Origin of the sequence: Streptomyces sp. NPDC048514 (assembly GCF_043199955.1) — a bacterium.
In the GTDB taxonomy this organism is placed as follows: Bacteria; Actinomycetota; Actinomycetes; order Streptomycetales; family Streptomycetaceae; genus Streptomyces.
In genome coordinates, this window is the sequence record NZ_JBICWT010000002.1 from 165619 (window position 1) to 191393 (window position 25775).

Genomic DNA, 25775 nt, shown 5'->3' on the forward strand with positions numbered 1-25775 from the left:
CCGGGGCGCGGGGGCCGGGCGCGGGGGCCGCCCCCCGCCCCCGCCCCCCCGGCGCGGGGGCCCCCCCCCCACGCCCCCCCGGGGGGGGGGGGGCGCCGCCGGGCGGCGGCCCCCCCCACCCCCCCATCCGGCTCCGGGAGATCCATGACGACAGCCACACCGCCGGCGGCCGGCCTGCCCTGGCACCGGCCCGGCATCGCGCAACACCCCGTCCCCTGGCGGCGGTTCATCCGGACTCTGCGGGCGCGCATGCCCGCCCGGCCCCGCGCGGGTACGGCACCGGCGGCGCCGGGCACCGGGCTCCGCACCGGCCCACCTCCACCCGCCGCGCCCGAAGCCCCGCCGGCCATCGAGGAGTTGTACCACCACCGCCGGCTCTCGCTGGTGCGCCTGGCGGTGCTGCTGGTGGACGACCTGCCCACGGCCGAGGACGTCGTCCAGGACGCGTTCACCGCATTGTTCCGCCGGCACGGGCACCGGCTCGGCTCCCTGGACGACCCGGAGGCGTACTTGCGGACCAGCGTGGTCAACGGGGCCCGCTCGGTGCTGCGCCGGCGCAGGACGGTACGGGCGCACATCCCCCCGCGCGAGGAGCACGCGCCCGCCCCGGAGGAGGACGTGCTGATCCACGAGGACCACCAGGAGGTGCTGGCGGCACTGCGCACGCTGACCCGGCGTCAGCGGGAGGTGCTCGTGCTGCGCTACTGGTCGCATCTGACCGAGGCCGAGATCGCGGCGGCGCTCGGATTGTCGCGGGGCACCGTCAAATCGACGGCCAGCCGGGCGCTGGACGCGCTGGGCCGGCGTCTGGAGGGGCTGCGATGAACGAGAGCGGCACCGGGACCGCGTCGGCACTCGTCGAGGAACGGCTGCGGGCCGCCCTGGCCGCGCGGGCGCGCTCCGTCGGCCCGGCCGACCTGCGGCCCCTGCGTCCGCCCGTCGCGCAGGCGCGGCCCGGCCGGGTGCGGCTGCGCCTGGCCGTGGTGGGGGTGCTGGCGCTGGCCGCCGTGGCGGCGCTGGTGTTCTTCACCGTACGCGACGCACACCCGGGCCCGTCCGGGCCGGCTCGACCACCACGGCCGACCACCGGCACACCGTCACCGGCCCCCAGTCCCCCCGGCCCCCTCACCGCCCAGCCCTCCCCCAGCGCACGGCGGCCCTAGTCCCGGAGGCCGGCGGACGCGGTCACCCCCGAACCGACGGCACACCCGTGGCGCGCGGTTGGCCGAGAGGCGGCGTCCCGCACCGGCCGGCCGTGCCGCGGGACGTGCCGCTACGGCGTCCCCGCGGCCGGCCTCCGGGAGATCCGGCGCTCGTCGCGACCCCGCGCGACGGCCGGAGCCGTCACGCGTCCCCTTCGAGGTCCCCCTCGGTCTCCAGGTACACCTGCCGCAGCTGCTCCAGCACCGCCGGGTCCGGCTTCTCCCACATCCCCCGCGACTCCGCCTCCAGCAGCCGCTCGGCGATGCCGTGCAGCGCCCAGGGGTTGGCCTGCTGGAGGAATTCGCGGTTGGCCGGGTCGAGGACGTACGTCTCGGTGAGCTTGTCGTACATCCAGTCGGCGACCACGCCGGTCGTGGCGTCGTAGCCGAACAGGTAGTCCACCGTGGCGGCGAGTTCGAACGCGCCCTTGTAGCCGTGGCGCCGCATCGCCTCGATCCACTTCGGGTTGACGACGCGGGCGCGGAAGACGCGCGAGGTCTCCTCGACGAGAGTGCGCGTACGGACCGTCTCGGGGCGGGTCGAGTCGCCGATGTACGCCTCGGGGGCCGTGCCGCGCAGTGCGCGCACGGTGGCCACCATGCCGCCGTGGTACTGGAAGTAGTCGTCGGAGTCGGCGATGTCGTGTTCGCGGGTGTCGGTGTTCTTCGCCGCGACCGCGATGCGCTTGTAGGCCGTCTCCATGTCCTCGCGAGCCGGCCGGCCGTCGAGTTCGCGGCCGTAGGCGTAGCCGCCCCAGACGGTGTAGACCTCGGCCAGGTCGGCGTCGGTGCGCCAGTCGCGGGAGTCGATCAGCTGCAGCAGGCCGGCGCCGTACGTGCCGGGGCGGGAGCCGAAGATCCTGGTGGTCGCGCGGCGTTCGTCACCGTGGGCCGCCAGGTCCGCCTGCACGTGGGTGCGGACGTGGTTGGCCTCGGCCGGCTCGTCCAGCGACGCCGCGAGGCGTACGGCGTCGTCCAGCAGACCGATGGTGTGCGGGAAGGCGTCGCGGAAGAAGCCGGAGATGCGCAGGGTGACGTCGATGCGGGGGCGGCCCAGCTCCTCGTACGGGATGGGCTCCAGGCCCGTCACGCGACGGGAGGCGTCGTCCCAGACGGGGCGGATGCCGAGCAGGGCGAGGGCCTCAGCGACGTCGTCACCGGCGGTGCGCATGGCGCTGGTGCCCCACAGGGACAGACCGACGGACGTGGGCCAGTCGCCGTTGTCGGCGCGGTAGCGCTCCAGGAGGGAGTCGGCGAGGGCCTGGCCGGTCTCCCAGGCGAGCCGGGAGGGGACGGCCTTGGGGTCGACGGAGTAGAAGTTGCGGCCGGTCGGCAGGACGTTGACCAGGCCGCGCAGAGGTGAGCCGGAGGGGCCTGCCGGGACGAAGCCGCCGGCCAGGGCATGCACCGCGTGGTCGATCTCGGCGGTGGTCGCGGCCAGCCGCGGGACGACCTCGCGGGCGGCGAACTCCAGGATGGCGGCCACCTGTTCACCGTGCTCGGTGGGTACGGCGGCGGGGTCCCAGCCCGCGTCGTCCATCGCCTGCACCAGAGCGCGGGCCCGCTCCTCGGCCGCGTCGGCGGTCGTGCGGGTCGCGGCGGACTCGTCCAGGCCGAGGGCCTCGCGCAGGCCGGGCAGGGCCTGGGCGCCGCCCCAGATCTGGCGGGCGCGGAGGATGGCGAGGACCAGGTTGACGCGGTCGGCGCCGGCGGGCGGGTTGCCGAGGACGTGCAGACCGTCGCGGATCTGGGCGTCCTTGACCTCGCAGAGCCAGCCGTCCACGTGCAGGAGGAAGTCGTCGAAGCCGTCGTCGTCGGGGCGGTCGTCCAGGCCGAGGTCGTGGTCGAGGCGGGCGGCCTGGATGAGGGTCCAGATCTGGGCGCGGATGGCGGGCAGCTTGGCCGGGTCCATGGAGGAGATCTGGGCGTACTCGTCCAGGAGTTGCTCCAGGCGCGCGATGTCGCCGTAGGAGTCGGCGCGGGCCATCGGCGGGACGAGGTGGTCCACGAGGGTGGCGTGCACGCGGCGCTTGGCCTGGGTTCCCTCGCCGGGGTCGTTGACCAGGAAGGGGTAGATCAGCGGGAGATCGCCGAGGGCGGCGTCGGGGCCGCAGGCGGCGGACAGGCCCGCGTTCTTGCCGGGCAGCCACTCCAGGTTGCCGTGCTTGCCGAGGTGGATCATCGCGTCGGCGCCGAATCCGCCGTCGGAGACCGGGGATCCGATCCAGCGGTAGGCGGCCAGGTAGTGGTGGGAGGGCGGGAGGTCCGGGTCGTGGTAGATGGCGATGGGGTTCTCGCCGAAGCCGCGCGGGGGCTGGATGAGGATGAGCAGGTTGCCGAAGCGCAGCGCCGCAAGGACGATGTCGCCGTCCTTGTTGCGGCTGCGGTCGACGAACATCTCGCCCGGTGCGGGGCCCCAGTGCTCCTCGACCGCCGTGCGCAGGTCCGCGGGGAGAGTGGAGTACCAGCGGCGGTAGTCGGCCGCCGGGATGCGGACCGGGTTGCGGGCCAGCTGTTCCTCGGTGAGCCATTCCTGGTCGTGGCCGCCCGCCTCGATGAGCGCGCGGATCAGCTCGTCACCGTCACCGGAGGCCAGTCCGGGGATGTCGGCGTCGCCGAAGTCGTAGCCCTCCTCGCGCAGCCGGCGCAGCAGGGCGACGGCGCTGGCGGGCGTGTCCAGGCCGACGGCGTTGCCGATGCGGGAGTGCTTGGTGGGGTAGGCGGACAGCACGAGGGCGAGGCGCTTGCCGGCGGGCGGGATGTGGCGAAGGCGTGCGTGGCGTACGGCGATCCCGGCGACGCGGGCCGCGCGCTCGGGGTCGGCGACATAGGCGGGCAGGCCGTCGGCGTCGATCTCCTTGAAGGAGAACGGGACGGTGATCAGACGGCCGTCGAACTCGGGGACGGCGATCTGACTGGCCGCGTCCAGCGGGGAGACGCCCTCGTCGTTCTCCTCCCAGGCCGTGCGGGAGCCGGTCAGGCACAGGGCCTGGAGGATGGGGACGTCGAGGGCGGTCAGGGCGCCGGCGTCCCAGGACTCGTCGTCGCCGCCCGCCGATGCCTCGGCGGGCTTGGTGCCGCCGGCGGCCAGCACTGTGGTGACGATCACGTCGGCGGTGCGCAGGGTGTCGATCAGCTCCGGCTCGGGGGCGCGCAGCGAGGCGACGTACAGGGGCAGCGGCCGGGCGCCCGCGTTCTCGACGGCGTCGCACAGGGCGTGCACGAAGGCCGTGTTGCCGCTCATGTGGTGGGCGCGGTAGTAGAGCACGGCGACGGTCGGGCCGTCGGCGGGCCGGCTCGCGCGCTCCAGCGGGCCCCAGGTGGGTGCGGGCGCGGGCGCGTCGAAGCCGTGCCCGGTGAGCAGCACCGTGTCCGAGAGGAACCGGGCGAGCTGCTCCAGGTTGGCGGGGCCGCCGTGGGCCAGGTAGGCGTGGGCCTCGGCGGCGATGCCGACCGGGACCGTGGAGGCGGCCATCAACTGGGCGTCGGGGGCCTGTTCACCGCTGAGGACGACCACCGGACGGCCGTCGGCGAGCAGCAGGTCGAGGCCGTCCTGCCAGGCGCGGATCCCGCCGAGGAGGCGTACGACCACCAGGCCGACTCCGTCGAGGAGGGCCGGCAGGTCGTCCAGCGGGAGCCTGGACGGGTTGGCGAAACGGTAGGAGACCGGGCCGCCGGCCGCGCGGGCGCTGAGCAGGTCGGTGTCGGACGTCGACAGGAGCAGGATCTCGCGGGCGTTGGGAGCGCGCTCTCCGGGCGGAGTGGGCATGCGATGCCTGGCCTTCCTCGGGGTCCGCGCCCCGGGCGGTGTGGGATGGGTCTCGCCCCCCGGGCGAAGCCGGATGCGGGGGAAGGGAGTTCCTGGCTCACCCGTCCCTTGTGGACGGGTTCACAGTGGCGGGACCGCGCCGGACTCGCACCGGCTTCCTCCCCTTTTCGCCGTTGTGGCGGTTCGTGGACCGGGTGATCCACTCGGGAGCATAGTAAGGGCCCCCGAAGGGTGTGCGGGACATACAGTCGGAGTGATCGTAGGTATGCTCACGGCCATGTCCGCGGCAGCCCCTCATCCGTCGTCCCAGGCCACATCGCCCGCCCGTGCCGCCGCACGGGACCGTGGTGACGCCTGCCCGGGGGCACTGCGCCTGCACGCGGCGGACGACGGAGCGCTGGCCCGCATCCGGCTTCCCGGGGGCGTGCTGTCCACCGGTCAGGCCCGCGCGCTGGGCGTCGCGGCCCGCCGGCTGGGCGACGGAGACCTGCATCTGACCTCGCGTGGCAACGTGCAGTTGCGCGGGCTGCCGCAGGGGTGCGGTGCGGAGCTGGCGGAACTGCTGGACACGGCCGGCCTGCTGCCCTCGCGGGAGCACGAGCGGGTGCGCAATGTCGTGGCTTCACCCCTGTCCGGTCTCGGCGGCGCCGGCTTCCGGGACGTACGGCCCTGGCTGACGGCTCTCGACACCGCCTTGTGCGCGAGCCGGGCCGCGAAGGGCCTTTCCGGCCGGTTCCTGTTCGCCCTGGACGACGGGCGTGGTGACATGTCCGGCCTCGGTGCCGATGTCACGGTTCGGGCGCTCGCGGACGGCGGTGCGTGGCTCGCCCCGGGTTCGGTGCGGGTGGCCGCCGGGGACGCGCCCCGGGCCGCGCTGGTGGCCGCCGAGGCGTTCCTCGAGGCGGCCCGGGCGCATGGTGAGCGCGCCTGGCGATTGCCCGAACTCGGCCTGTCCGGAGATGAGATGGCCCGCCTGGTCCGTCACCGCCTGGACGCCGAGGGGATCGGCCACACGGACCACCCCGAGCCGGCCGGCGTCGCGGACGGCCCTCCCCCGGGGATCGTCGACGGCGCCGTGTCGGTGCACATCCCGCTGGGACGGCTCTCGGCCCACCAGTGGGACGGGCTGACGCAGCTCGCCGGCACCGAACTCCGGCTCACCCCCTGGCGCGGTGTGGTCCTCCCCGCCGTGGGCACGACCCCCGGGCAGGCGGCCGAAGCGCTCGCCCGTCTCGGCGCGGCCGGTCTGGTCACCGATCCCGCATCACCCTGGCTTCACGTGGGTGCCTGTATCGGCCGGCCCGGGTGCGCCAAGGCACACGCCGACGTACGGACGGACGCGGCCCGGACGGTCGAGGCCATCGGCGACCCGGGCCTCCCCCTGTACTGGTCCGGCTGCGAACGCCGGTGCGGGCAGCCACGGACCGACCATGTCGAGGTGGTCGCGCAACCGGGCGGCGATTACCGCCTGTCCGCCGCTCCGGCCGGCCCGAGACCGCGAACCGCCCGCGCAGCAGACCCTTCCCAGATACCCGCCGCCCTGGCGGCGTTCAGCTCATGAGCCGCAAGACGACCGAGAGTGACGAGAAAAGCACCGTGACCACCCACTTCTACGAGAAGGACGGAGCGGCCATCTACCGCCAGTCCTTCGCCACGATCCGCGCGGAGGCGGACCTCGCCGGCCTGCCCGCCGATGTCAGCCAGGTGGCGGTGCGCATGATCCACGCCTGCGGAATGGTCGACCTCGTCCGGGACCTGTCCTACACGCCCGCGGTGGTGGCCCGGGCCCGCGAGGCCCTGCGCGCCGGCGCACCGATCTTCTGCGACGTGCAGATGGTGGCCAGCGGAGTGACCCGCAAGCGGCTGCCGGCCGGCAACGAGGTGCTCTGCACGCTGTCCGACCCTGCCGTTCCCGAGTTGGCCGCGAGGCTGGGCACCACGCGCAGCGCCGCCGCGCTGGAGCTCTGGCGCGACCGGCTGGAGGGCTCGGTGGTCGCCGTCGGCAACGCGCCCACCGCTCTCTTCCGGCTCCTGGAGATGATCGAGGAGGGCGCTGCGAGGCCCGCCGCCGTCATCGGTGTCCCCGTCGGTTTCATCGGTGCGGCCGAGTCCAAGGACGCCCTCGCCGCGCATGCGTCGGGGCTCGACCACCTGGTGGTGCGGGGCCGTCGCGGTGGCAGCGCCATCGCGGCCGCCGCGCTCAACGCGATCGCGAGCGAGGAAGAATGAGCGGCAAGCTGTACGGGGTGGGTCTCGGCCCGGGCGACCCCTCTCTGATGACCGTACGGGCGGTCGAGGTCATCGCCGGGGCGGACGTGATCGCCTACCACAGCGCCCGGCACGGCCGGTCGATCGCCCGGTCGATCGCGGCGAAGCACCTGCGGGCCGACCACATCGAGGAACGTCTGGTCTACCCGGTCACGACCGAGACCACGGACCATCCCGGTGGCTACCGGGGCGCCATGGAGCAGTTCTACGCCGAGGCGTCGGCCCGGCTGGCGGCCCACCTCGACGCCGGCCGGACCGTCGCCGTGCTCGCCGAGGGCGATCCGCTCTTCTACGGCTCCTACATGCACATGCACAAGCGGCTCGCCGACCGCTACGACACCGAGGTCGTCCCCGGTGTCACGTCCGTGTCGGCTGCCGCGGCCCGCCTGGGCGCACCGCTCGCCGAGGGCGAGGAGGTGCTGACCATCCTGCCGGGAACCCTGCCCGAGGAGGAGCTGACCGCACGGCTCGCCGCGACGGACGCGGCGGTGGTGATGAAGCTCGGCCGGACCTTCCCCAAGGTGCGCCGCGCCCTGGAGGGATCCGGGCGTCTGGCCGAGGCCCGGTACGTGGAGCGGGCCACCATGAGCAAGGAACGGGTCGCCGAACTGGCGGACGTGGACCCGGACTCGGTGCCGTACTTCTCGGTGGCCGTCCTGCCCAGCCAGGTCGACGCCGAACCGCCCGCGCGGGCGCACGGCGAAGTGGTCGTGGTCGGTACGGGTCCGGCCGGTCCGCTGTGGCTGACGCCCGAGTCACGCGGCGCGCTGGCCGCCGCCGACGACCTGGTCGGGTACACGACCTACCTCGAGCGGGTGCCCGAGCGGCCGGGCCAGGCCCGGCACGGCTCGGACAACCGGGTCGAGGCCGAGCGCGCCGAGTTCGCCCTGCAACTGGCCCGGCGTGGACGGCGGGTGGCCGTCGTGTCGGGCGGTGACCCCGGTGTCTTCGCCATGGCCACCGCCGTCCTGGAGGCCGCCTCCCGGCCGGAGTACCTGGACGTGCCGGTGCGGGTCCTGCCGGGGGTGACCGCCGCCAACGCGGCTGCCGCGCGGGCCGGCGCTCCCCTCGGCCACGACTACGCCACCCTCTCGCTGTCCGACCGGCTCAAGCCGTGGGAGGTCATCGCCGAGCGGCTGCGCGCGGCGGCCTCCGCGGACCTGGTGCTCGCCCTGTACAACCCGGGCTCGCGCAGCCGTACCTGGCAGGTGGGCAAGGCCCGGGAACTGCTGCTGGAGTACCGGGCGCCGCAGACACCCGTGGTGGTCGCGCGGGACGTGGGCGGTGCGGATGAGAGCGTACGGATCGTGGCGCTGGGTGAGCTGGATCCGGCCGAGGTCGACATGCGCACGATCCTGCTGGTCGGCTCCTCGCAGACGCGGGTGGTACGACGCGGAGACGGCGAGGAGATCGTCTGGACGCCGCGCCGGTATCCGGAGGCGTGAGAGCGCGCGGTACCGCGCCGCAGGGGCGTGAGCCTCGCTTCCCGGCGAGCGGCCCCTGCCAGGTCCGGGTCAACCGGCCGAGAACGGCTCCGGCCCGGAACGTTCCCGTACCCACCGGGCCGCCTCCTCGGGGTCCGCAACCACGGGCACGCCGGCGGGCGCCGGTGGTCTGCGGACCACGACCACGGGCAGGCCGGCCTCGCGGGCGGCCGTCAGTTTCGGCGCCGTGGCCGCTCCGCCGCTGTCCTTCGTCACCACGACGTCGATGCGGTGGCGCAGCAGCAGCTCGCGCTCCCGCCCCAGATCGAAGGGGCCGCGGTCGAGGAGCACCTCCATGTGGGACGGGTACGGAGGCTCGGGAGCGTCCACGGACCGCACGAGGAACCACAGGTCGTCCAGGTCCGCGAAAGCGGCCAGGCCCATGCGCCCGGTGGTGAGGAACACCCGGCGGCCGAGTGCGGGCAGTGACCGGGCGGCCTCCTCCAGCGAGGCCGCCTCGTGCCATCGGTCGCCCTCGGCGGGGACCCAGCCGGGGCGGCGCAGGGCGAGCAGGGGAACATGGGTGGCGGCAGCGGCCCGGGCCGCGTTGAAGCTGATCGTTCCGGCGAAGGGGTGGGTGGCGTCGACGACCGCGCCGACTTCGTGCTCGCGCAGCCACGCCGCCAGTCCGTCCGCCCCGCCGAAGCCGCCGACGCGCGTGCCGCCCGGCGGCAGCCGGGGGCTGGCGACCCGCCCGGCGAGGGAACTGGTCAGTTTCAGCCCGGGCAGGCCGTGGAGCAGTTCGGCGAGACGGCGGGCCTCCGTGGTGCCGCCGAGAATCAGTACGTGCATGGGAGTCCGGGTCCGTTCATGAGGAGCAGCGGGAGCAGCAGGGACATGGATGAGTCGAGCGGCACCGGCGGGGCGCCGGGTTCCGGCGCGGCGAAGGGCGGCCGCCGCGCCCAGCTGGAGCACACGGGGCTGCGGCCCGGCTGGACCACCGGTGCCTGCGCGACGGCGGCCACGACGGCCGCGTACACCGCCCTGCTGACCGGCGAGTTTCCCGACCCGGTGACGATCACGCTGCCCAAGGGGCAGAAGCCGTCGTTCGCGCTGGCCGCCGAGCGGCTGTCCGGGCAGAGCGCGATGGCGGGGATCGTGAAGGACGCCGGTGACGACCCGGACGTCACGCACGGCGCACTGATCCGGGCGACGGTACGGCGGCTGCCCGCGGGGACGGGCGTCGTCTTCAGAGCCGGGCCCGGCGTGGGGACCGTCACCCGGCCCGGCCTTCCGCTGCCCGTCGGCGAGGCGGCCATCAACCCCGTGCCCCGCCGAATGATGCGCGAGCACGTCGCCGAGGTCGCCGAGCGGCACGGCGGCAGTGGCGACGTGGAGATCACGGTCTCCGTGGACCACGGCGAGGAGATCGCCCGGTCCACCTGGAACCCGCGGCTCGGGATCGTCGGTGGCCTGTCCGTCCTCGGCACCACGGGCATCGTCGTGCCGTACTCCTGCTCGGCCTGGATCGACTCCATCCGGCGGGGCGTGGACGTGGCCCGCGCGGCCGGCCGGACCCACGTCGCCGGATGCACGGGGTCGACCTCCGAGCGGACGGTCATGGCCGAGTACGCCCTGCCCGAGGACGCCCTGCTGGACATGGGCGACTTCGCGGGTGCGGTGCTGAAGTACGTCCGCCGGCACCCGGTGGACCGCCTCACGATCTGCGGCGGCTTCGCCAAGCTCTCCAAGCTCGCCGCGGGCCATCTGGACCTGCACTCCGGCCGCTCCCAGGTCGACAAGGGTTTCCTGGCCGCGCTGGCCCGGGACGGCGGCGCGGACGAGAGGCTCGCCCGCGAGGTGGCCGCCGCCAACACCGGTCTCGCCGCACTCCAGTTGTGCCAGGGCGCCGCGGTACCGCTCGGTGACCTGGTGGCGGGGGCGGCCCGCGACGAGGCGCTGGCCGTGCTGCGCGGAGCACCGGTCGCCGTCGACGTCATCTGCATCGACCGTGCGGGCACCGTCGTGGGACGCAGCTCGGTGCGATGACACCCGCTCCCGTCCCCGGCGCGGTCCCGCCCCTTCCCGTTCCCGGCGCCGATCCCCGCCCGGGACCCTGCGCCGCCGGCGGGGACGTCCGGACGGCGCAGCAGGCGACTCCGCTCAGCAGAGGTGCCGTTCCCGCTCCGGCGAGTACAGGTGACTGTCGCCGAACTGCTGCGCACCCAGCGTGCGCCCCACCATGATCACAGCGGTGCGCAGCACGCCGGCTTCCTTCACCTTCGGGGCGATCTCCTCCAGAGTGCCACGGATGATCAGCTCGTCCGGGCGGGAGGCGTAGGCGACGACGGCGGCGGGGCAGTCGGCACCGTAGTGCGGGAGGAGTTCGTCGACCACGCGGTCCACGTACCTGGCGGCCAGGTGCAGCACGATCAGCGCGCCGCTGCGGCCGAGGGTGGCAAGATCCTCGCCCTCGGGCATGGCGGTGGCCTGCTGGGCGACCCGGGTGAGGATGACGGTCTGACCGACCGTCGGCACGGTCAGCTCCCGCTTCAGGGCGGCGGCGGCGGCGGCGAAGGCGGGAACGCCGGGGACGACCTCGTACGGCACGCCGGCCGCGTCCAGTCGCCGCATCTGCTCGGCGATCGCGCTGAACACGGAAGGGTCGCCCGAGTGCAGCCGGGCCACGTCGTGGCCCTCCTCGTGCGCGCGGACCAGTTCGGCCGTGATCTCGTCCAGGTTCAGCCGGGCGGTGTCCACCAGACGTGCGCCGGGCGGGCATTCGGCCAGCAGTTCGCGCGGGACCAGGCTGCCCGCGTACAGGCAGACCTGGCAGGCGGCGAGCGTGCGGGCGCCGCGCACCGTGATGAGGTCGGCGGCACCGGGGCCGGCGCCGATGAAGTACACGGTCATCTGTCTGCTCCTGGGGAGGGGTCGACGGTCTTCTCTACGGACCACTGGGTGACCGGCATGGCCTGGCGCCAGCCGGTGAAGCCACCCACGGGCACGGCGTGCGCCACCGCGAGCCGCACCAGCTCGCCGCCGTGCCGGCGATGGGCATCGGCCAGCAGCGCCTCGGATTCCAGGGTCACCGTGTTCGCGACCAGCCGTCCGCCGAGCGGCAACGCCGCCCAGCAGACGTCGAGGAGACCGGGTGCCGTGAGCCCTCCGCCCACGAACACGGCGTTCGGGGCGGGGAGTCCGGCCAGAGCGGCGGGAGCCGCCCCGCCGACGACCCTGAGTCCGGGCACGCCCAGGCGTTCGGCGTTACGGGTGATGCGTTCGGCGCGCACCGGGTCGCGCTCGACGGTGACGGCCCGGCAGGAGGGGTGGGTCCGCATCCACTCGACGGCGATCGAGCCGGATCCGCCGCCGACGTCCCACAGCAGTTCGCCGGGGGCGGGGGCGAGTGCGCCGAGCGTGGCGGCCCGGATGTGCTTCTTGGTGAGCTGCCCGTCGTGCTCGTACGCCTCGTCGGGCAGGCCCGGCACGGCCCCGAGCCGCGGGGTGTCCGGTGCGCGACGGCATCGGACGGCGACGATGTTGAGCGGATCGCCGGGCGACTGGCTCTGCACCCAGTCGTCGGCGGTGGTCTCGGCGGTCGTGCGTTCCCGGTCGCCGCCGAGCTGCTCCAGGACCCGCATGCGGCTCGGCCCGAAGCCCCGGTCCCTGAGGAGCGCGGCGACCTCGCCGGGGGTGCCGGCGTCGGCGCTGAGCACGAGGAGGCGCCGGCCCTCGTGCAGGGCGGCGGCGAGGCCGGCGGCGGGGCGGCCGACGAGCGTCACGACCTCGACGTCCTCCAGGGGCCAGCCGAGGCGGGCGGCGGCATGGGACACCGAGGACGGGTGAGGCAGCACCCGCAGGGCGTCGGCCTCCTCGGCGAGGGCGCGCCCGATGCCGTAGAACATCGGGTCGCCACTGGCCAGAACGGCGATGCGGCGGCCGGCGTGAGCCGCGAGCAGCCGGGGGACGGCAGGACGCAGGGGCGAGGGCCAGGCGATGCGCTCCCCCGCGCATTCGGGCGGCAGCAGGTCCAGCTGGCGCTGCCCTCCGATGAGCACTCCGGCCGCACGCAGCTCGGTCCTGGAGGACTCGGGGAGGCCCTGCCATCCGTCGGCCCCGATCCCGACGACGGTGACGGGGAACGGCTGTGCTGGTCGGGCGGGGGTCACTGCGGCATACCTCGGAGTTGGGACGGGCGACAGTGGCGCACTCTACTGGGCGGTCACCCGTGCACCCGAGCCCAGGGTTCCCATCCGGCGGGGCCTCGCCTCACAGGGCCCTGCGGTGGCGCGTGCGGGGCGCGTAACGACACCCGCGCCCGGCGTGTGACGAGCCGGAAATTCGATCTTCCTACGGTACTGGCCTGGGGCTCCCGCCGGCCGGCGAGACGGTCCCGGCCGGGACAACACACACGCGGGGTGGCATTCGGTGGCAGCTGGGTCGAAGGACGGCGGTGTCCGCACGGTCTGCTCGTACTGCGGCGTCGGCTGCGGCATCGTGCTCGACATCACGCGGGACTCCGGCGACGGACGGCGCCGTGCCACGAAGGCGTCCGGGGACAAGGAGCACCCCGCCAACTTCGGCCGCCTCTGTACCAAGGGGGCGACCAGCGCGGACATGCTGGCCGCGCCCGGGCGCATGCGGACGGCACTGGTGCGTGCCGGACGGGGCGCCGAGCCGCAGGAGACCGACGTGGACGAGGCGATCTCGTCCGTCGCCGCCCGGCTGCGGGCGGTCCTGGACGAGCACGGGCCCGACGCCCTGGCCTTCTACGTCTCGGGGCAGATGTCCCTGGAGGCGCAGTACCTGGCGAACAAGCTGGCCAAGGGCTTCGTGCGCACCAACCAGATCGAGTCCAACTCACGGCTGTGCATGGCCTCCGCGGGTTCGGGCTACAAACTGTCGCTGGGGGCCGACGGGCCGCCCGGTTCGTACCAGGACTTCGATCACGCGGACGTGTTCCTCGTCATCGGCGCCAACATGGCCGACTGCCACCCGATCCTGTTCCTGCGCATGATGGACCGGGTCAGGTCGGCGGGCGCCAGGCTCATCGTCGTCGACCCGCGCCGCACCGCCACCGCCGCCAAGGCCGACCTCTTCCTGCAGATCAGGCCCGGCACCGACCTCGCCCTGCTGAACGGTCTGCTGCACCTGCTGGTGGCGAACGGGCACACGGACGAGGAGTTCATCGCCGAGTGCACCGAGGGCTGGGACGAGATGCCCGCCTTCCTCGCGGACTATCCGCCCGGGAAGGTCGCGGAGATCACCGGCATACCGGAGTCCGACATCCGGCAGGCAGCGCGGTGGATCGGCGAGGCCGGCGAGTGGACGAGCTGCTGGACCATGGGCCTGAACCAGTCCACCCACGGCACCTGGAACACCAACGCCCTGATCGACCTGCACCTGGCCACCGGCGCCATCTGCCGCCCGGGATCCGGCCCCTTCTCGCTGACCGGCCAGCCCAACGCCATGGGCGGCCGCGAGATGGGCTACATGGGCCCCGGCCTGCCCGGACAGCGCTCCGTCCTGGTCGACGCCGAACGCGCCTTCGTCGAGGACCTGTGGAACATCCCCGAGGGCTCGCTGCGTACCGAGGTCGGGCGGGGCACGGTCGAGATGTTCGAGCGGATGGCCGGGGGCGACATCAAGGCGTGCTGGATCATGTGCACCAACCCGGTCGCCTCGGTGGCCAACCGCAAGAACGTCGTGGCCGCTCTGGAGACCGCCGAACTCGTCATCACCCAGGACGTGTTCGCCGAGACCGAGACCAACGCGTACGCCGACGTCGCGCTGCCGGCGACGCTGTGGGCGGAGTCCGACGGCGTACTGGTCAACTCCGAGCGCAACCTCACCCTCGTGCAGGGAGTCGTCGACCCGCCGGGGCAGGCGCTGCCCGACTGGCAGCTGATCGCCCGGGTGGCCTGCGAGATGGGCTTCGCCGAGGCGTTCACGTACGCCTCGGCCGAAGAGGTGTTCGACGAGCTGAGGCAGGCGTGGAACCCCACGACCGGCTGGGACCTGCGCGGCATCACCTACGAGCGGCTGCGCACCACGCCCGTCCAGTGGCCGGCGCCCACCGCCGACGGCCCGGACCGCAACCCGATCCGCTACCTCGCCGACGGCGCCGGCCGGGCCCTCCCGGAACGCGCGGACGGCACCCGCCCCCGTCCGGTCTTCCCCACCCCGAGCGGGCGCGCACGGTTCTTCGCCCGCCCGCACCTGCCCCCGGCCGAACTCCCCGACGACGAGCACCCCTTCGTCCTCAACACCGGCCGCCTGCAGCACCAGTGGCACACGATGACCAGGACCGGCAAGGTCGCCAAGCTCACCAAGCTCGACCCCGGCCCGTTCGTGGAGGTCCATCCGGAAGACGCGGGCGCGCTCGGGATCACGGAGGGCGACCAGGTGGAGGTCGCCTCGCGGCGCGGCCGCGCGGTGCTGCCCGCCGTGGTCACCGACCGGGTGCGGCCCGGCACCTGCTTCGCGCCGTTCCACTGGAACGACCTGTTCGGCGAACACCTCAGCATCAACGCCGTCACCCACGACGCCGTCGACCCGATCTCCTTCCAGCCCGGGTTCAAGGCCTGCGCCGTCGCCCTCACCAGGACGACCGCCCCCGCCCCGGCGGACCGGCCGGGCAGCCGGCCCGACCCCCTCCGGCGAGGAGCACCACCCGTGAACGCCCCGGCCCAGCACGGCGCCGGGGCCGCGGCCGAAGCCGGGGCCGGCCCGGCGGAATCCTCCGTCCCCGGAGCCGGAGCCGTCCCGGCGGAATCCGCTGTCCCCGGAGCCGGAGCCGGGGCCCTCCCGGCGGAATCGCCCGTCCACGCCCTCGCCACCCTGTTCGGCACCACCAGCCTCGTCCCCGCACCCCTGGCCGGGCCGGAGCGCGACTACCTGTCCGGCTTCCTCTCCGGCCTCGCCCTCGCCCCGCCGGACGGACGCGTTCCCGTCCTGCCCCCGGGGGCGCCCCTCACCCCGGGCAACGCCCTGTGGGTCGACGGCGTCCTCGCCGGCCTGTACTCCCGCACCGGCGCCGCGCCCGCCCCGGAGGCCACCCGGATCGGCTCGCCGGCAGCCGGTAGGGCCGTACCGGCCCGCCGTCTCATCGTTCTGTGGGCGTCCCAGACCGGTGGCGCCGAGGAGTTCGCCGCCACCGCTGCCGCCCGCCTCACCGGATCCGGGCGTCCTGCCGAACTGCTGTCCATGGCCGACGTCTCCCCGGCACACCTCACCCCGGACAGCGACGTGCTGCTCGTCACGAGCACGTTCGGCGACGGCGACGCCCCCGACAACGGCGCCGGCTTCTGGCAGGCGCTGTCCGCCCCGGACGCCGCCCGGCTGGAGACCATCCGGTACGCGGTCCTCGGGTTCGGTGACTCCGCCTACGACGACTTCTGCGGCCACGGCCGCCGCCTCGACGAACGCCTCGAAGCACTCGGCGCCACCCGGCTCCTGCCCCGCACCGACTGCGAGCCCGACTTCGAGGAGGCCGCCGAGCAGTGGCTCGGCCGGGTCGCCGCCGCCCTGGCCACGGCCGGGGACCGGCGACCGGTGCCCGCCGGCCCGGCCGGGACGAGCGACCCGGCCCCCACCGCGGCCACCGCGTCCGCACCGGCCGTCGTCGGCCCGCCGCCGGCACCCGCCGGCTACACCAAGGCATCCCCGTTCGCCACCCTGCTCATCGGCAACAGGCTGCTGAGCCTGCCCGGCTCACGCAAGGAGGTACGGCAGTTCGCCTTCGACACCCGGGACCGTGAACTCGCCTACGACGCCGGGGACGCCCTCGGTGTCTGGCCGGCCAACGGCGCCCCGCTCGTCGCCGAGTGGCTCGCCCTCACCGGCCTCGACCCCGAGGAGACCGTCACGCTGGGCGACGGCACGCCCCTCCCCTTCGAAGAAGCGCTGCGCACCCGCCTGGACATCTCCCGCATCACCACCGGCCTGCTGAAGTTCGTCACGGAGCGCACCGGCGACCACAGGCTGAAGCGACTGCTGCGGACCGACAACCCCGCCAACAAGGACGCGCTCGCGCAGTGGAGCTGGGGCCGGCAGGCCGCCGACGTCCTCGCCGAGTTCCCGGTCCGCGCCTCGGCCGCGGAGTGGGCGGGCGTCCTCAAACCCCTGCAGCCTCGCCTGTACTCCATATCCTCCAGCCCGCTCGCCCACCCCGGCGAGGTCCGCCTCACGGTCTCCGTGGTCCGCTACACCAGCGATCTCGGCCGGGACCGCAAAGGCGTGTGCTCGACCTATCTCGCCGACTGCGCGGACGACGGCCCCGTCCAGGTCTTCGTCCAGCGCTCACCGCACTTCCGGCCGCCCGCCGACCCCGCCACCCCCATGATCATGGTGGGTCCCGGAACCGGTGTCGCGCCCTTCATCGGGTTCCTCGAGGACCGTCTGGCCCGTGGCCACACCGGCCCCAACTGGCTCTTCTTCGGCGAACAGCGCAGGGCCACCGACTTCTACCACCGCGAGGACCTGGAGGCGTACCAGGCGTCCGGCCACCTCGACCGGCTCGACCTCGCCTTCTCCCGCGACCAGCGCAACAAGATCTACGTCCAGGACCGCATGCGCGAACACGGCTCCCGCCTGTGGCAGTGGCTCCAGGACGGCGCCCACTTCTACGTCTGCGGCGACGCGGCCCGCATGGCCAAGGACGTGGACCGGGCCCTCGCGGACATCGCCGCCGTCCACGGCGGCATGAGCCCGGAGGAGGCCGGCGCCTACGTCAGGCACCTCGCCGCGGAGAAGCGCTACGTCCGCGACGTCTACTGACGGCGGGGCGGGTGGCCGCGCCGGTCCGTCAGAACACCCGGATCGGGATCTCGGCGGGGTCGGTGAGCAGGTCGTAGATGTCGTCGTCCAGCCGGACCAGCGTCACGGAGGCGCCGGCCATGTCGAGCGAGGTGCAGTACTCGCCGACGTAGCTGCGCCCGACCTCGATGCCCCGCTCGGCCAGCTGCTTGTGGGCCAGGCCGTACACCAGGTACAGCTCGCCGACCGGTGTGCCGCCGAGGCCGTTGACCATCAGGGCGACATGGTCACCGGTGGCGAACGGCAGGTCGTCCACGACGGCGTCGACCAGCTCGCGCACCATCGCGGCCGCCGGCCGGAGCTTCTCCCGCCTGCGGCCCGGCTCGCCGTGGATGCCCACGCCCATCTCGACGGAGTCCTCGGGCAGGTCGAACAGCGGCGAACCCTTCGCGGGCGGTGTGCACGCGGTGAGCGCCATGCCCATGGTGCGTGTGACGGAGTTGACCTTCTCGCCGACCCGGTACACCTCGTCGAGGTCGGCGCCGCGCTCGGCGGCCGCGCCGACGGCCTTCATCACGAAGAAGTTGCCGGCCACCCCGCGCCGGCCGACGGTGTAGGTCGAGTCCTGTACGGCCACGTCGTCGTCGATGAAGAGGGTGCGCACGGTCACACCGTCCGCCTGCGACATCTCCTCGGCCATCTCGAACGCCATCCGGTCACCCGTGTAGTTGTTGACGAGCAGCAGCACGCCCTTCGGGGACGCGACCAGCCTGACCGTCTCGTAGACGAAGTCGGCGGGCGGCGCGGCGAACACGTCGCCGGGGCAGGCGGCGTCGAGCATGCCCTTGCCGACGGTCATCACGTGCGCCGGCTCGTGCCCGGACCCGGATCCCTGCACGATCGAGACCTTGTTCCGCTGCGGGGCGTCGGCTCGCATGATCAGGTTGTACTCGGGCACGTACGTGAGTGTGCCGGGATTGGCCAGGGCCAGCCCCTCCAGCATCTCGGCGACGTAGTCCTTCGGGTCGTTGACGAACTTCTTCATGTCGTGACTCCTCCTGGTCCTGCCGGCCGCGGGTGCCGGGAGGCGGGCCGGTCGTCGGGGCCCGGTCCCTGCCGTCAGCCGCGTGTGTCCCACTCGGCGGCGACGCGCTCCGCCATGACCGCGACCGCCACCGCGCCGGGGTCCGGCGAGCCGATGCTGCGCTCTCCGGTGTAGCTCTGGCGGCCGCGTCTGGCCTGCATGGGCGTCGTCGCGTCGGCCGCGGCGCGGGCGGTGGTGGCGGCCAGAGCGGCCAGTTCGGAACCGGCGGTCTCCGGTCCGCCGTCGGCGAGCCGCCGCTCCAGGGCGTCGGTCATCGGGATCAGCGCGTCCAGCAGCGTCTTGTCGCCCAGGTCGGACCTGCCGCGCGCCTTGATCCCCTCCGCGGCGGCCCGCAGCATCGCCACCGCGTCCGCGGCGGCCGGCTCCGGCCGGTCCCGCACGACCCCGGAGGCCCGCAGGAAGGCGGTCCCCCACAGCGGCCCCGACGTGCCGCCCACCCGCTTGGAGATCACCATCGCGACCTTCTTCAGGAGCTCGGCGGGCGGCTCCGGGGCGAGGGTGTCCCATTCGGCCAGTACGATCTCGAAACCGCGGGCGAGCGAGTAGCCGAAGTCCCCGTCCCCCGCGACGGCGTCGAGATCGCTGAAGGCCCGCTCGTTGTCCACCGCGGTGCGTGCGATGACCCGGACGACGAAGGCGAGGTCGCTCGCGGACGTCGATGGCGATGGCATGGCTCTCCCTACTTCCGCGAGCTCAGTGCGGCCGGGGACGGGGACCGGACGGCCCGGGGTCGAGGAGGCCGCCCACGGGCGGATCGGACGTGGCGGAGTCCGTGAGGTCGCCGGAGCCGAGCAGGGCGGCCAGGTCCGCGAGCACCACACGGGGCCCCGGGCGGATGCCGAGCGGGTCGCCGAGCACGCGGGTGACCGTCTCCCGCGGGGGTGGATCACCGAGCGAGGTGACCACCAGGGCGGCCCCGGTGAAGTCCTCCTCCCCGGTGTAGGCGCTGGTCGTGACCGCGCAGACGAGCCCGGCGCCGAGCGCGGACAGCATCCCGTTGCGGCTGTCCTCGATCGCGACGGCGTCCGCGGGGTCCAGCCCGAGCCGGTGCACGGCGAACGCGTAGATGTCCGGGGCGGGCTTCTTCCGCTGGACCGCGTCCCCGGCGAAGACGCTGAAGCGGGCGGCGAGTTCCGGGCCCATGGCGAGTTCGAGCACGCTGCGCACGGACGCCTCGGCGGAGGTGGAGGCCACCGCGAGCGTCCACCCGGCCTCGTGCGCCTCCGCGGCCACCCGCCGTACACCGGGCCGGGGCGGAATACTCCCGCCGCGGATGATCCCCGTGTAGATCTCGGTCTTGCGCCGGTGCCAGACGGCGATCCGCTCGTCGAGTGCGGCCGGGTCGGAGGGCAGACCGGCGGCTGCGACGAACTCCGGGGTCAGCAGGGTCCGCATCCGCTCCTTTCCGCCGCCGACCTTCACCTTCTCCGCGTACTCCGCGTCGCTCCACCGCACCGGCAGACCGAACTCCTCGAACGTCCGGTTGAAGGCGGGCAGGTGGCCGTCGCGTTCGGTGTCGGCGAGGACGCCGTCGCAGTCGAAGACGAGCGCGGGCACGGTCAGCCCGCCCGTCCGGCGCTGCCGAAGAGCGTCATCAGCGAACCGGCCAGTTCGACGACGTCCTGGCGGACGGCCCGGAAGAGCGACGGAGGGTCCCATTTCCCGCGCTCCGCCGCGGCCTGGAGGAAGGCCAGGTTCGACTTCATGTACGTCTCCTTGAGCGCCGTGGAGATGTTGACCTTCGCGCAGCCGCGGGAGATCAGGTCGCGGAACTGCTCGTCGGACAGTCCGCTGCCGCCGTGCAGGGCGATCGGTACCGGATGGGCCGCCACGATGTCGGAGACCCGTTGGGCGTCGAGGACCGGCGCCTGCTTGTACGATCCGTGCGCGTTCCCGATCGCCGGCGCGAAGACGTCGACCTGTGTGGTGCGCAGGAACTCCAGAGCGACCGCGAGGTCCTGCTGCCGGGCGGCGGTGTCGCTGCCGACGCCGTCCTCCACACCGGTGATCGACTCGATCTCGCCCTCGACCGCGGCGCCGAAGGCACGGGCCTCGGCGACGACTTCGACGGTCTGCCTCATGTTCTCCTCCACCGGCAGCGTCGAGGCGTCGAACAGCACCGAGTTCCATCCCCGGCGCAGGCACTCGGTGATGACCTCGCGTTCCGGACAGTGATCCAGATGCAGGGCGACCGGCACCTCGATGCCCGCTGTCATCGAGGTCCACATCGCGTAGAGCACGTCGCTGCCGATGGACCTGACGGTCTTCACGGAGGTCTGCACGATCAGCGGCGACGCGTTCTCCACCGCCGCCGCCAGCACGGCCTCCAGCGTGAGATCGTTGAACACGTTGACGGCCGGAACGGCATAGCGTTCCTCGAACGGCTTGGCGAGGATCTCGGTCAGCGGTGTCACACCCACGGCGCCTCCTCGTCTCCGCCCTTGCTCCTCCATTCCACGCCCGCCCCTCACACCCCGCCACTTGTGGCCCGCGGCCACCTCCCCGGCGCCCCTGACCCGCAAGGACGGCGGCGCAGTTGGCTGTGCGGCGACACCTCCCGGGCCGGCCGCCACCCGTTCCGCCGCGCGGGACGCACCCGGACACCCGGCCTGTGCCGCAACCCGGACCGGTGCCGCATCCACCCCTCGCCGGGCGCCCGCACCCAAGTAGTGGAATATTGAACAACCGCGCTTCGTTGCAGCCCGCGAAGGAGGTCACGAGTGGACACGCAAGTGGAGATCCCGTACTACGACCACGGAACCGCCGCCGAGCGCTGGGAGCGCGCGCGGCTGTTCTTCGACGCGAAGGACTACGCGGCGGCGGCGCGCGTGCTGGCCGGACTGGTCGAGGAGGTGCCGGACCAGACCGGTCCCCGGCTGCTCCTGGCCCGCGCCTACTACCACTCGGCCCAGCTGCACCGCGCCGAGGCCGAGTTGCGGGTCATCGTCGAGCGCGACCCGGTGGAGCACTACGCCCGGCTGATGCTGGGCCGCACCCTCCAGCGGCAGGCCAGGCACGAGGAGGCGGAGCGGCATCTGCGGCTCGCCTCGGCGCTCGCGGGTGACTTCCCGCGGGAGTGAGCCGCAGACCGTGGGAGGGGGCGCTACCTGGCGTGTCACCGGGCGAGGCGCGCCGACGTGGCATTCTGACGCGATGGCACCCCCTCCTGATCACGCGCCCCTCGCCGAGCGGGTCGAGGAACTCCTCGCCGCCGGTGGCCCCCTGCCCATCGTCGCCGCCGGACAGCCGGTGCTGCGCCAGGGCACCGAACCGTACGACGGTCAGCTCGGCCCCGCTCTGCTGAACCGCTTCGTCGAGGCCCTGCGCGTCACCATGCACGCCGCTCCGGGCGTGGGCCTGGCCGCACCGCAGGTCGGCGTGCCACTGCGGATCGCGGTCATCGAGGACCCGGCCCCGGTGCCCGAACCGGTCGCCGTGGCCCGGGGCCGGGTCCCGCAGCCCTTCCGGGTCCTGGTCAACCCGGTGTACGAACCGGCCGGCGACGACCGCGTCGCGTTCTTCGAGGGCTGCCTGAGCGTGCCGGGCTGGCAGGCGGTCGTGGCGCGGCACGCCGCGGTACGGCTGCGCGGCGCCGACGAGCGGGGCCGCACGCTGGACGAAGTGTTCACCGGCTGGCCGGCCCGCATCGTCCAGCACGAGACGGACCATCTCGACGGCACTCTGTACCTGGACCGCGCGGAGCCGCGCTCCCTGTCCACGAACGAGGCGGTGTCGGCGCTCTGGGCCCAGCCGACGCCCGAGGCGGCGGCGCGGGCCCTGGGCTTCGCGCTGCCGTAGCCGACCCGGTCGCCCGGCGGAGCCTCGCACCGCCGCGGGCGGCCCCGGCACCAGGCGGGACCGCCGCGGCCGGGCGTCCCGCACGTCTCCTCGGTGCGGGACGATCCGCCGGTGCTCAGCTGTCCCGGTAGGCCTCCAGCAGCCGCAGCCAGACCTCGCTCAGCGTCGGGTAGGACGCGACCGCGTGCCACAGCCGGCTGACGGGGACGCGGCCGGCGACGGCGATCGTGGCCGAGTGGATGAGTTCGCCGACGCCCGGGCCGACGAAGGTGACACCCCGCAGGATCTCGTCCTCCACGTCCACGACCATGCGGGCCCGGCCCTTGTAGCCGTCCCCGTACAGGCCCGCCCCGGCGACCGAGGAGAACTCGACGTCGACCGCGCGGACGCGGTGGCCCGCCTGTTCCGCCTCGGCGAGGGAGAGACCGACCGCGGCGGCCTCGGGTTCGGTGAAGACGACCTGCGGTACGGCGTGGTGGTCGGCGGTGGCCACGTGCGCGCCCCACTCCTCGTCCAGCAGCGGGCTGCCGGCGGCGCGAGCGGCGATGGCGGCGCCGGCGATGCGGGCCTGGTACTTGCCCTGGTGGGTCAGCAGTGCCCGGTGGTTGACGTCGCCGACCGCGTACAGCCAGTCCGTGCCGGTGACCAGCAGGCTGTCGTCCACCTCCAGCCAGGAGCCGGGTGCCAGGCCCACGGTGTCCAGGCCGATGTCGTCGGTGTGCGGGACGCGCCCGGTGGCGAAGAGGATCTCGTCGGCCTCGATCCGGTCGCCGGTGCCGGTGACGGCGACGACGGTGCCGCTCTCGCGGGTGACGGACTCGACGGAGGTGCCGGTGCGCACGTCGACGCCCGCCTCGGCGAGCGATTCGGCGACCAGTTCACCGGCGAACGGCTCCATGCGGTTCAGCAGCCCCTTGCCGCGCACCAGCAGCGTGACCCGCGAGCCGAGAGCCTGCCAGGCGGTGGCCATCTCGGCGGCCACGACACCACCGCCGACGACGATCAGCCTGCCGGGGGCCGCCTCTGCGCTGGTCGCCTCGCGGCTGGTCCAGGGCCGTACGCCGGCGAGATCCGGGAGGTCGGGCAGCTGGGCGCGGGTGCCGGTGGAGACGGCGACGGCGTGCCGCGCGGTGAGCGTGGTGACCTTGCCGTCGGGGCCGGTCACGGTGACCGTGCGCGGTCCGGCGAGGCGGCCGTGGCCGCGGTGGAGGTCGGCGCCGGTGCCCTCGAGCCAGGCGACCTGGCCGTCGTCCTTCCAGTGGGAGGTGAACTCGTCCCGCCGGGCGAGCACCGCCGGGGTGTCGAGGGAGCCCTGGACCGCCCCGGCGAGGCCGGGCAGGCGGCGCGCGTCGGCCTGGACGATGACCGGCCTGAGCAGGGCCTTGCTGGGCATGCACGCCCAGTACGAGCACTCGCCGCCGAGCAGTTCGTTCTCCACGACCGCGGTGGTCAGACCGGCCGCACGGGTGCGGTCGGCGACGTTCTCCCCCACGGGTCCGCCCCCGATGACCACGACGTCGTACTCGATGGATTCCGTTTCCGTCATGGGGCCAGTCTGGTCGGTGGTGTGCGCCGTGGCCACATGGGTACGCGCGCGGAACACGAGCGTGCACGTGTGGAATAGGCGGCCCGGCGGCCGTGTTTCCGCCGTCGGCACACCCCACACCAGGAAGAGGGAATCACGCCATGAGCAGCACCGTGGAGCTGACCAAGGAGAACTTCGACCAGACGGTCGGCGAGAACGAGTTCGTGCTCATCGACTTCTGGGCGTCCTGGTGCGGGCCCTGCCGGCAGTTCGCGCCGGTGTACGAGAAGGCCGCCGCGGAGAACCCGGACCTGGTCTTCGGCAAGGTGGACACCGAGGCCCAGCCCGAGCTGGCCGCGGCCTTCCAGATCCAGTCGATCCCGACGCTGATGATCGTCCGGGACAAGGTCGCCGTCTTCGCCCAGCCGGGTGCCCTGCCCGAGGCGGCCCTCACCGACCTCATCGGCCAGGCCCGCAAGCTGGACATGGACGAGGTCCGCAAGAGCATCGCCGCCCAGGAGGGCGACGCGGCCCAGTAGCACCGGCGGAAGAACCCGTCTTCGCCCTCGGCCGTCCGGCGCGGCGCTCCCCGGCGGACACCGGGGAGCCGTACCCGCCACCGGGCGGCCGGACCGGCCACCGGGTCAGCCGTACGCGGTCCCGGGTCAGCCGTGCTCGGTCCCCGGTCAGCCGTGCTCGTCCCGGGGTCGGCTGGACTCGTTCCAGGGTCAGCTGGACTGGCGCCGGACCACCGAGGCACCCAGCAGCCCGTGCACCTCTGGCTCGCCCCCGGGATCGCGCACCACGCGGTCGACCAGTTCGGCGAGGTCGCGGCCCGAGGGCAGCTCGATGTGGACCGTGCTGAGCCTGGGCCGCAGCAGCCGGCCGAGCATCAGGTCGTCGGCGCCGATCAGGGCCATGTCGTCGGGGATGCGGACGCCCTCGTCCTGGAGGGCGCGCAGCAGCAGCATGGCGTACTCGTCGTTGTAGGCGAACACCGCGTCCAGATCCGACTTCCGCAATTGGGCGGCCAGCTGGACGGCGGCCTCCTCCGTGTAGTCGAGCGGCAGCTCGGTCAGGGTCGCGCCCGTACCGCGCAGGGCCTGGCGTACGCCTGCGAGCCGCGGCCGGGAGAAGGCCTCGAGCCCCGTCTCCCCGGGAACGACGACCCCGATCCGGCGCCGGCCGCGCTCGTGCAGATGGGCGCCCGCGCAGTGGCCCACGGTGGCCTGGTCCATGAGCAGGGCGTGCGCGCCCTCGACGCGTTCGGGGCCCAGGGTGACGACGGCCCGGGCGCCGGACCGCTTCAGGACCTGGACCCCCTGGGGGCCGAGCCCCGCGCCCGGCACCAGCACCGCCACCGGCCGCAACTCGGCCCAGGCGCGGGCGGCTTCGTCGCCCTGCAGGCCGACGCTTCCGTACTGCACGACCGTGTAGTCGAGCCGGCCGAGCGCCCACTGGAGTTCGTTGAGGAACCTGCTGTAGAGCGGGCCCACCGGGATCGCCGGGGCGGGCATGAGCACCATGCGGCTGTGTCCGGCGCGCAGGCTGCGGGCGGCGGCGTGCGGCACGTATCCCAGTTCCCGCGCGGCCTCGTGGACGCGCCGGCGCGTCGGCTCGCTGATGCGGACGGCGCTGGTGTTGTTGAGGACGTAGGACACGGTCGCGCGCGAGACGCCGGCCAGGCGGGCGACGTCGGCACTCGTGGGCGTGTTCGGTATCTGCACCATGACAGACCGCATCTTGGCAGAGGAACGGCGGCCGGGAGCACTCGGGGGAACGTGGTTCGGCGTTGGACGACACGGGTGGGAGTGGGAGGACGGCCCCGGCGCGCGGCGCGCAGGTCCGCCTCCAGCAGTTCCGCCTCCAGCAGTTCCGCGTCCAGCAGGTCCGCGTCCAGCAGGTCCGCCTCGACGGCTTCGGA

At 73.9% G+C, this 25775-nt stretch carries 20 protein-coding genes and 1 riboswitch; of the genes, 10 read left to right on the plus strand and 10 right to left on the minus strand.

What is annotated here, in order from left to right; all coding sequences use genetic code 11:
* Nucleotides 1–144: 144 nt before the first annotated feature.
* Together ACGFT2_RS03700 and ACGFT2_RS03705 are read left to right on the plus strand one after the other, a co-directional pair.
* Nucleotides 145–825 carry an RNA polymerase sigma factor gene (locus ACGFT2_RS03700; protein WP_393273121.1) on the plus strand — a complete coding sequence of 227 codons (681 nt, stop codon included), beginning with the start codon at nucleotides 145–147 and terminating at the stop codon, nucleotides 823–825.
* Entirely contained in the window at nucleotides 822–1163 is a 342-nt protein-coding gene (locus ACGFT2_RS03705; RefSeq protein ID WP_393273123.1) for a hypothetical protein, read from the plus strand. The genes ACGFT2_RS03700 and ACGFT2_RS03705 overlap by 4 nt, the downstream gene beginning before the upstream one ends.
* A 181-nt stretch (nucleotides 1164–1344) precedes the next feature.
* Here the strand turns inward: ACGFT2_RS03705 and cobN are convergent, their stop codons facing one another.
* Nucleotides 1345–4971, minus strand: a complete 3627-nt coding sequence (gene cobN / locus ACGFT2_RS03710) for a cobaltochelatase subunit CobN (protein ID WP_393273125.1) — start codon at nucleotides 4969–4971, stop codon at nucleotides 1345–1347.
* Nucleotides 4972–5033: 62 nt separating this feature from the next.
* Nucleotides 5034–5190: riboswitch (cobalamin riboswitch) on the minus strand.
* Between the two features lie 58 nt (nucleotides 5191–5248).
* On the opposite strand from cobN, the gene ACGFT2_RS03715 reads away from it, so the two are divergent.
* Genes ACGFT2_RS03715 through ACGFT2_RS03725 form a run of 3 tightly spaced genes read left to right on the plus strand, consistent with a single transcriptional unit; the run spans nucleotide 5249 to nucleotide 8684 of the window.
* Nucleotides 5249–6532 carry a cobalamin biosynthesis protein CobG gene (locus ACGFT2_RS03715; RefSeq protein ID WP_393273127.1) on the plus strand — a complete coding sequence of 428 codons (1284 nt, stop codon included), beginning with the start codon at nucleotides 5249–5251 and terminating at the stop codon, nucleotides 6530–6532.
* A complete protein-coding gene (locus tag ACGFT2_RS03720) occupies nucleotides 6529–7200 on the plus strand; it encodes a precorrin-8X methylmutase (RefSeq protein ID WP_393273128.1) in 672 nt (223 codons plus the stop codon). The genes ACGFT2_RS03715 and ACGFT2_RS03720 overlap by 4 nt, the downstream gene beginning before the upstream one ends.
* Complete coding sequence (locus ACGFT2_RS03725; protein ID WP_393273130.1) at nucleotides 7197–8684, plus strand: precorrin-2 C(20)-methyltransferase; 1488 nt, start codon at nucleotides 7197–7199, stop codon at nucleotides 8682–8684. The genes ACGFT2_RS03720 and ACGFT2_RS03725 overlap by 4 nt, the downstream gene beginning before the upstream one ends.
* 69 nt (nucleotides 8685–8753) lie before the next feature.
* Here the strand turns inward: ACGFT2_RS03725 and ACGFT2_RS03730 are convergent, their stop codons facing one another.
* Nucleotides 8754–9515, minus strand: a complete 762-nt coding sequence (locus ACGFT2_RS03730) for a cobalt-precorrin-6A reductase (protein WP_393273132.1) — start codon at nucleotides 9513–9515, stop codon at nucleotides 8754–8756.
* Between the two features lie 45 nt (nucleotides 9516–9560).
* Here ACGFT2_RS03730 and ACGFT2_RS03735 point away from each other — a divergent pair, with 45 nt between their 5' ends.
* Entirely contained in the window at nucleotides 9561–10712 is a 1152-nt protein-coding gene (locus ACGFT2_RS03735; RefSeq protein ID WP_393273134.1) for a cobalt-precorrin-5B (C(1))-methyltransferase, read from the plus strand.
* A gap of 114 nt (nucleotides 10713–10826) precedes the next feature.
* On the opposite strand, the gene cobM is transcribed toward ACGFT2_RS03735, so the two are convergent.
* Nucleotides 10827–11576 carry a precorrin-4 C(11)-methyltransferase gene (gene cobM, locus ACGFT2_RS03740; protein WP_393273135.1) on the minus strand — a complete coding sequence of 250 codons (750 nt, stop codon included), beginning with the start codon at nucleotides 11574–11576 and terminating at the stop codon, nucleotides 10827–10829.
* Nucleotides 11573–12835, minus strand: coding sequence for a precorrin-6y C5,15-methyltransferase (decarboxylating) subunit CbiE (gene cbiE, locus ACGFT2_RS03745; RefSeq protein ID WP_393273137.1), 1263 nt, complete (start codon nucleotides 12833–12835; stop codon nucleotides 11573–11575). Before cbiE ends, cobM begins: the two co-directional genes overlap by 4 nt.
* Before the next feature lie 259 nt (nucleotides 12836–13094).
* Here cbiE and ACGFT2_RS03750 point away from each other — a divergent pair, with 259 nt between their 5' ends.
* On the plus strand, nucleotides 13095–17444 hold the full coding sequence (locus ACGFT2_RS03750; RefSeq protein WP_393273139.1) for a molybdopterin-dependent oxidoreductase: 4350 nt from the start codon (nucleotides 13095–13097) through the stop codon (nucleotides 17442–17444).
* Between the two features lie 28 nt (nucleotides 17445–17472).
* On the opposite strand, the gene dhaK is transcribed toward ACGFT2_RS03750, so the two are convergent.
* From dhaK to ACGFT2_RS03770, 4 genes are all read right to left on the minus strand, one after another.
* On the minus strand, nucleotides 17473–18468 hold the full coding sequence (dhaK, locus tag ACGFT2_RS03755) for a dihydroxyacetone kinase subunit DhaK (RefSeq protein ID WP_393273141.1): 996 nt from the start codon (nucleotides 18466–18468) through the stop codon (nucleotides 17473–17475).
* A gap of 74 nt (nucleotides 18469–18542) precedes the next feature.
* Complete coding sequence (gene dhaL, locus ACGFT2_RS03760; protein WP_393273143.1) at nucleotides 18543–19199, minus strand: dihydroxyacetone kinase subunit DhaL; 657 nt, start codon at nucleotides 19197–19199, stop codon at nucleotides 18543–18545.
* Between the two features lie 22 nt (nucleotides 19200–19221).
* Nucleotides 19222–20085: an HAD-IA family hydrolase gene (locus ACGFT2_RS03765; RefSeq protein ID WP_393273145.1), complete on the minus strand. Its 864-nt coding sequence runs from the start codon at nucleotides 20083–20085 to the stop codon at nucleotides 19222–19224.
* A gap of 2 nt (nucleotides 20086–20087) precedes the next feature.
* Nucleotides 20088–20948 (minus strand): ketose-bisphosphate aldolase, encoded by an 861-nt coding sequence (locus tag ACGFT2_RS03770; protein ID WP_393273147.1) that lies wholly within the window; start codon nucleotides 20946–20948, stop codon nucleotides 20088–20090.
* A 312-nt stretch (nucleotides 20949–21260) separates the two neighbouring features.
* Here ACGFT2_RS03770 and ACGFT2_RS03775 point away from each other — a divergent pair, with 312 nt between their 5' ends.
* Nucleotides 21261–21608 (plus strand): tetratricopeptide repeat protein, encoded by a 348-nt coding sequence (locus ACGFT2_RS03775; RefSeq protein ID WP_393273867.1) that lies wholly within the window; start codon nucleotides 21261–21263, stop codon nucleotides 21606–21608.
* A gap of 73 nt (nucleotides 21609–21681) precedes the next feature.
* The gene (locus ACGFT2_RS03780) at nucleotides 21682–22326 is read left to right on the plus strand and encodes a peptide deformylase (RefSeq protein ID WP_393273149.1); all 645 of its coding nucleotides are present in this window, start codon (nucleotides 21682–21684) and stop codon (nucleotides 22324–22326) included.
* Nucleotides 22327–22441: 115 nt separating this feature from the next.
* Here ACGFT2_RS03780 and ACGFT2_RS03785 read toward each other — a convergent pair whose 3' ends face one another.
* Nucleotides 22442–23872 carry a dihydrolipoyl dehydrogenase family protein gene (locus tag ACGFT2_RS03785; RefSeq protein WP_393273150.1) on the minus strand — a complete coding sequence of 477 codons (1431 nt, stop codon included), beginning with the start codon at nucleotides 23870–23872 and terminating at the stop codon, nucleotides 22442–22444.
* A 140-nt stretch (nucleotides 23873–24012) separates the two neighbouring features.
* On the opposite strand from ACGFT2_RS03785, the gene trxA reads away from it, so the two are divergent.
* Nucleotides 24013–24390, plus strand: a complete 378-nt coding sequence (gene trxA / locus ACGFT2_RS03790; RefSeq protein ID WP_393273152.1) for a thioredoxin — start codon at nucleotides 24013–24015, stop codon at nucleotides 24388–24390.
* Between the two features lie 189 nt (nucleotides 24391–24579).
* Here trxA and ACGFT2_RS03795 read toward each other — a convergent pair whose 3' ends face one another.
* The gene (locus tag ACGFT2_RS03795; protein ID WP_393273153.1) at nucleotides 24580–25593 is read right to left on the minus strand and encodes a LacI family DNA-binding transcriptional regulator; all 1014 of its coding nucleotides are present in this window, start codon (nucleotides 25591–25593) and stop codon (nucleotides 24580–24582) included.
* Nucleotides 25594–25775: the final 182 nt, after the last annotated feature.

What these genes read in the sequence shown, in the direction of transcription:
- ACGFT2_RS03700 (WP_393273121.1), top strand. Translation starts at nt 145, where the DNA reads ATGACGACAGCCACACCGCCGGCGGCCGGCCTGCCCTGGCACCGGCCC.
- ACGFT2_RS03705 (WP_393273123.1), top strand. Translation starts at nt 822, where the DNA reads ATGAACGAGAGCGGCACCGGGACCGCGTCGGCACTCGTCGAGGAACGG.
- cobN (WP_393273125.1), bottom strand. Translation starts at nt 4,971, where the DNA reads ATGCCCACTCCGCCCGGAGAGCGCGCTCCCAACGCCCGCGAGATCCTG.
- ACGFT2_RS03715 (WP_393273127.1), top strand. Translation starts at nt 5,249, where the DNA reads ATGTCCGCGGCAGCCCCTCATCCGTCGTCCCAGGCCACATCGCCCGCC.
- ACGFT2_RS03720 (WP_393273128.1), top strand. Translation starts at nt 6,529, where the DNA reads ATGAGCCGCAAGACGACCGAGAGTGACGAGAAAAGCACCGTGACCACC.
- ACGFT2_RS03725 (WP_393273130.1), top strand. Translation starts at nt 7,197, where the DNA reads ATGAGCGGCAAGCTGTACGGGGTGGGTCTCGGCCCGGGCGACCCCTCT.
- ACGFT2_RS03730 (WP_393273132.1), bottom strand. Translation starts at nt 9,515, where the DNA reads ATGCACGTACTGATTCTCGGCGGCACCACGGAGGCCCGCCGTCTCGCC.
- ACGFT2_RS03735 (WP_393273134.1), top strand. Translation starts at nt 9,561, where the DNA reads ATGGATGAGTCGAGCGGCACCGGCGGGGCGCCGGGTTCCGGCGCGGCG.
- cobM (WP_393273135.1), bottom strand. Translation starts at nt 11,576, where the DNA reads ATGACCGTGTACTTCATCGGCGCCGGCCCCGGTGCCGCCGACCTCATC.
- dhaK (WP_393273141.1), bottom strand. Translation starts at nt 18,468, where the DNA reads ATGAAGAAGTTCGTCAACGACCCGAAGGACTACGTCGCCGAGATGCTG.
- dhaL (WP_393273143.1), bottom strand. Translation starts at nt 19,199, where the DNA reads ATGCCATCGCCATCGACGTCCGCGAGCGACCTCGCCTTCGTCGTCCGG.
- ACGFT2_RS03780 (WP_393273149.1), top strand. Translation starts at nt 21,682, where the DNA reads ATGGCACCCCCTCCTGATCACGCGCCCCTCGCCGAGCGGGTCGAGGAA.
- ACGFT2_RS03785 (WP_393273150.1), bottom strand. Translation starts at nt 23,872, where the DNA reads ATGACGGAAACGGAATCCATCGAGTACGACGTCGTGGTCATCGGGGGC.
- trxA (WP_393273152.1), top strand. Translation starts at nt 24,013, where the DNA reads ATGAGCAGCACCGTGGAGCTGACCAAGGAGAACTTCGACCAGACGGTC.
- ACGFT2_RS03795 (WP_393273153.1), bottom strand. Translation starts at nt 25,593, where the DNA reads ATGCGGTCTGTCATGGTGCAGATACCGAACACGCCCACGAGTGCCGAC.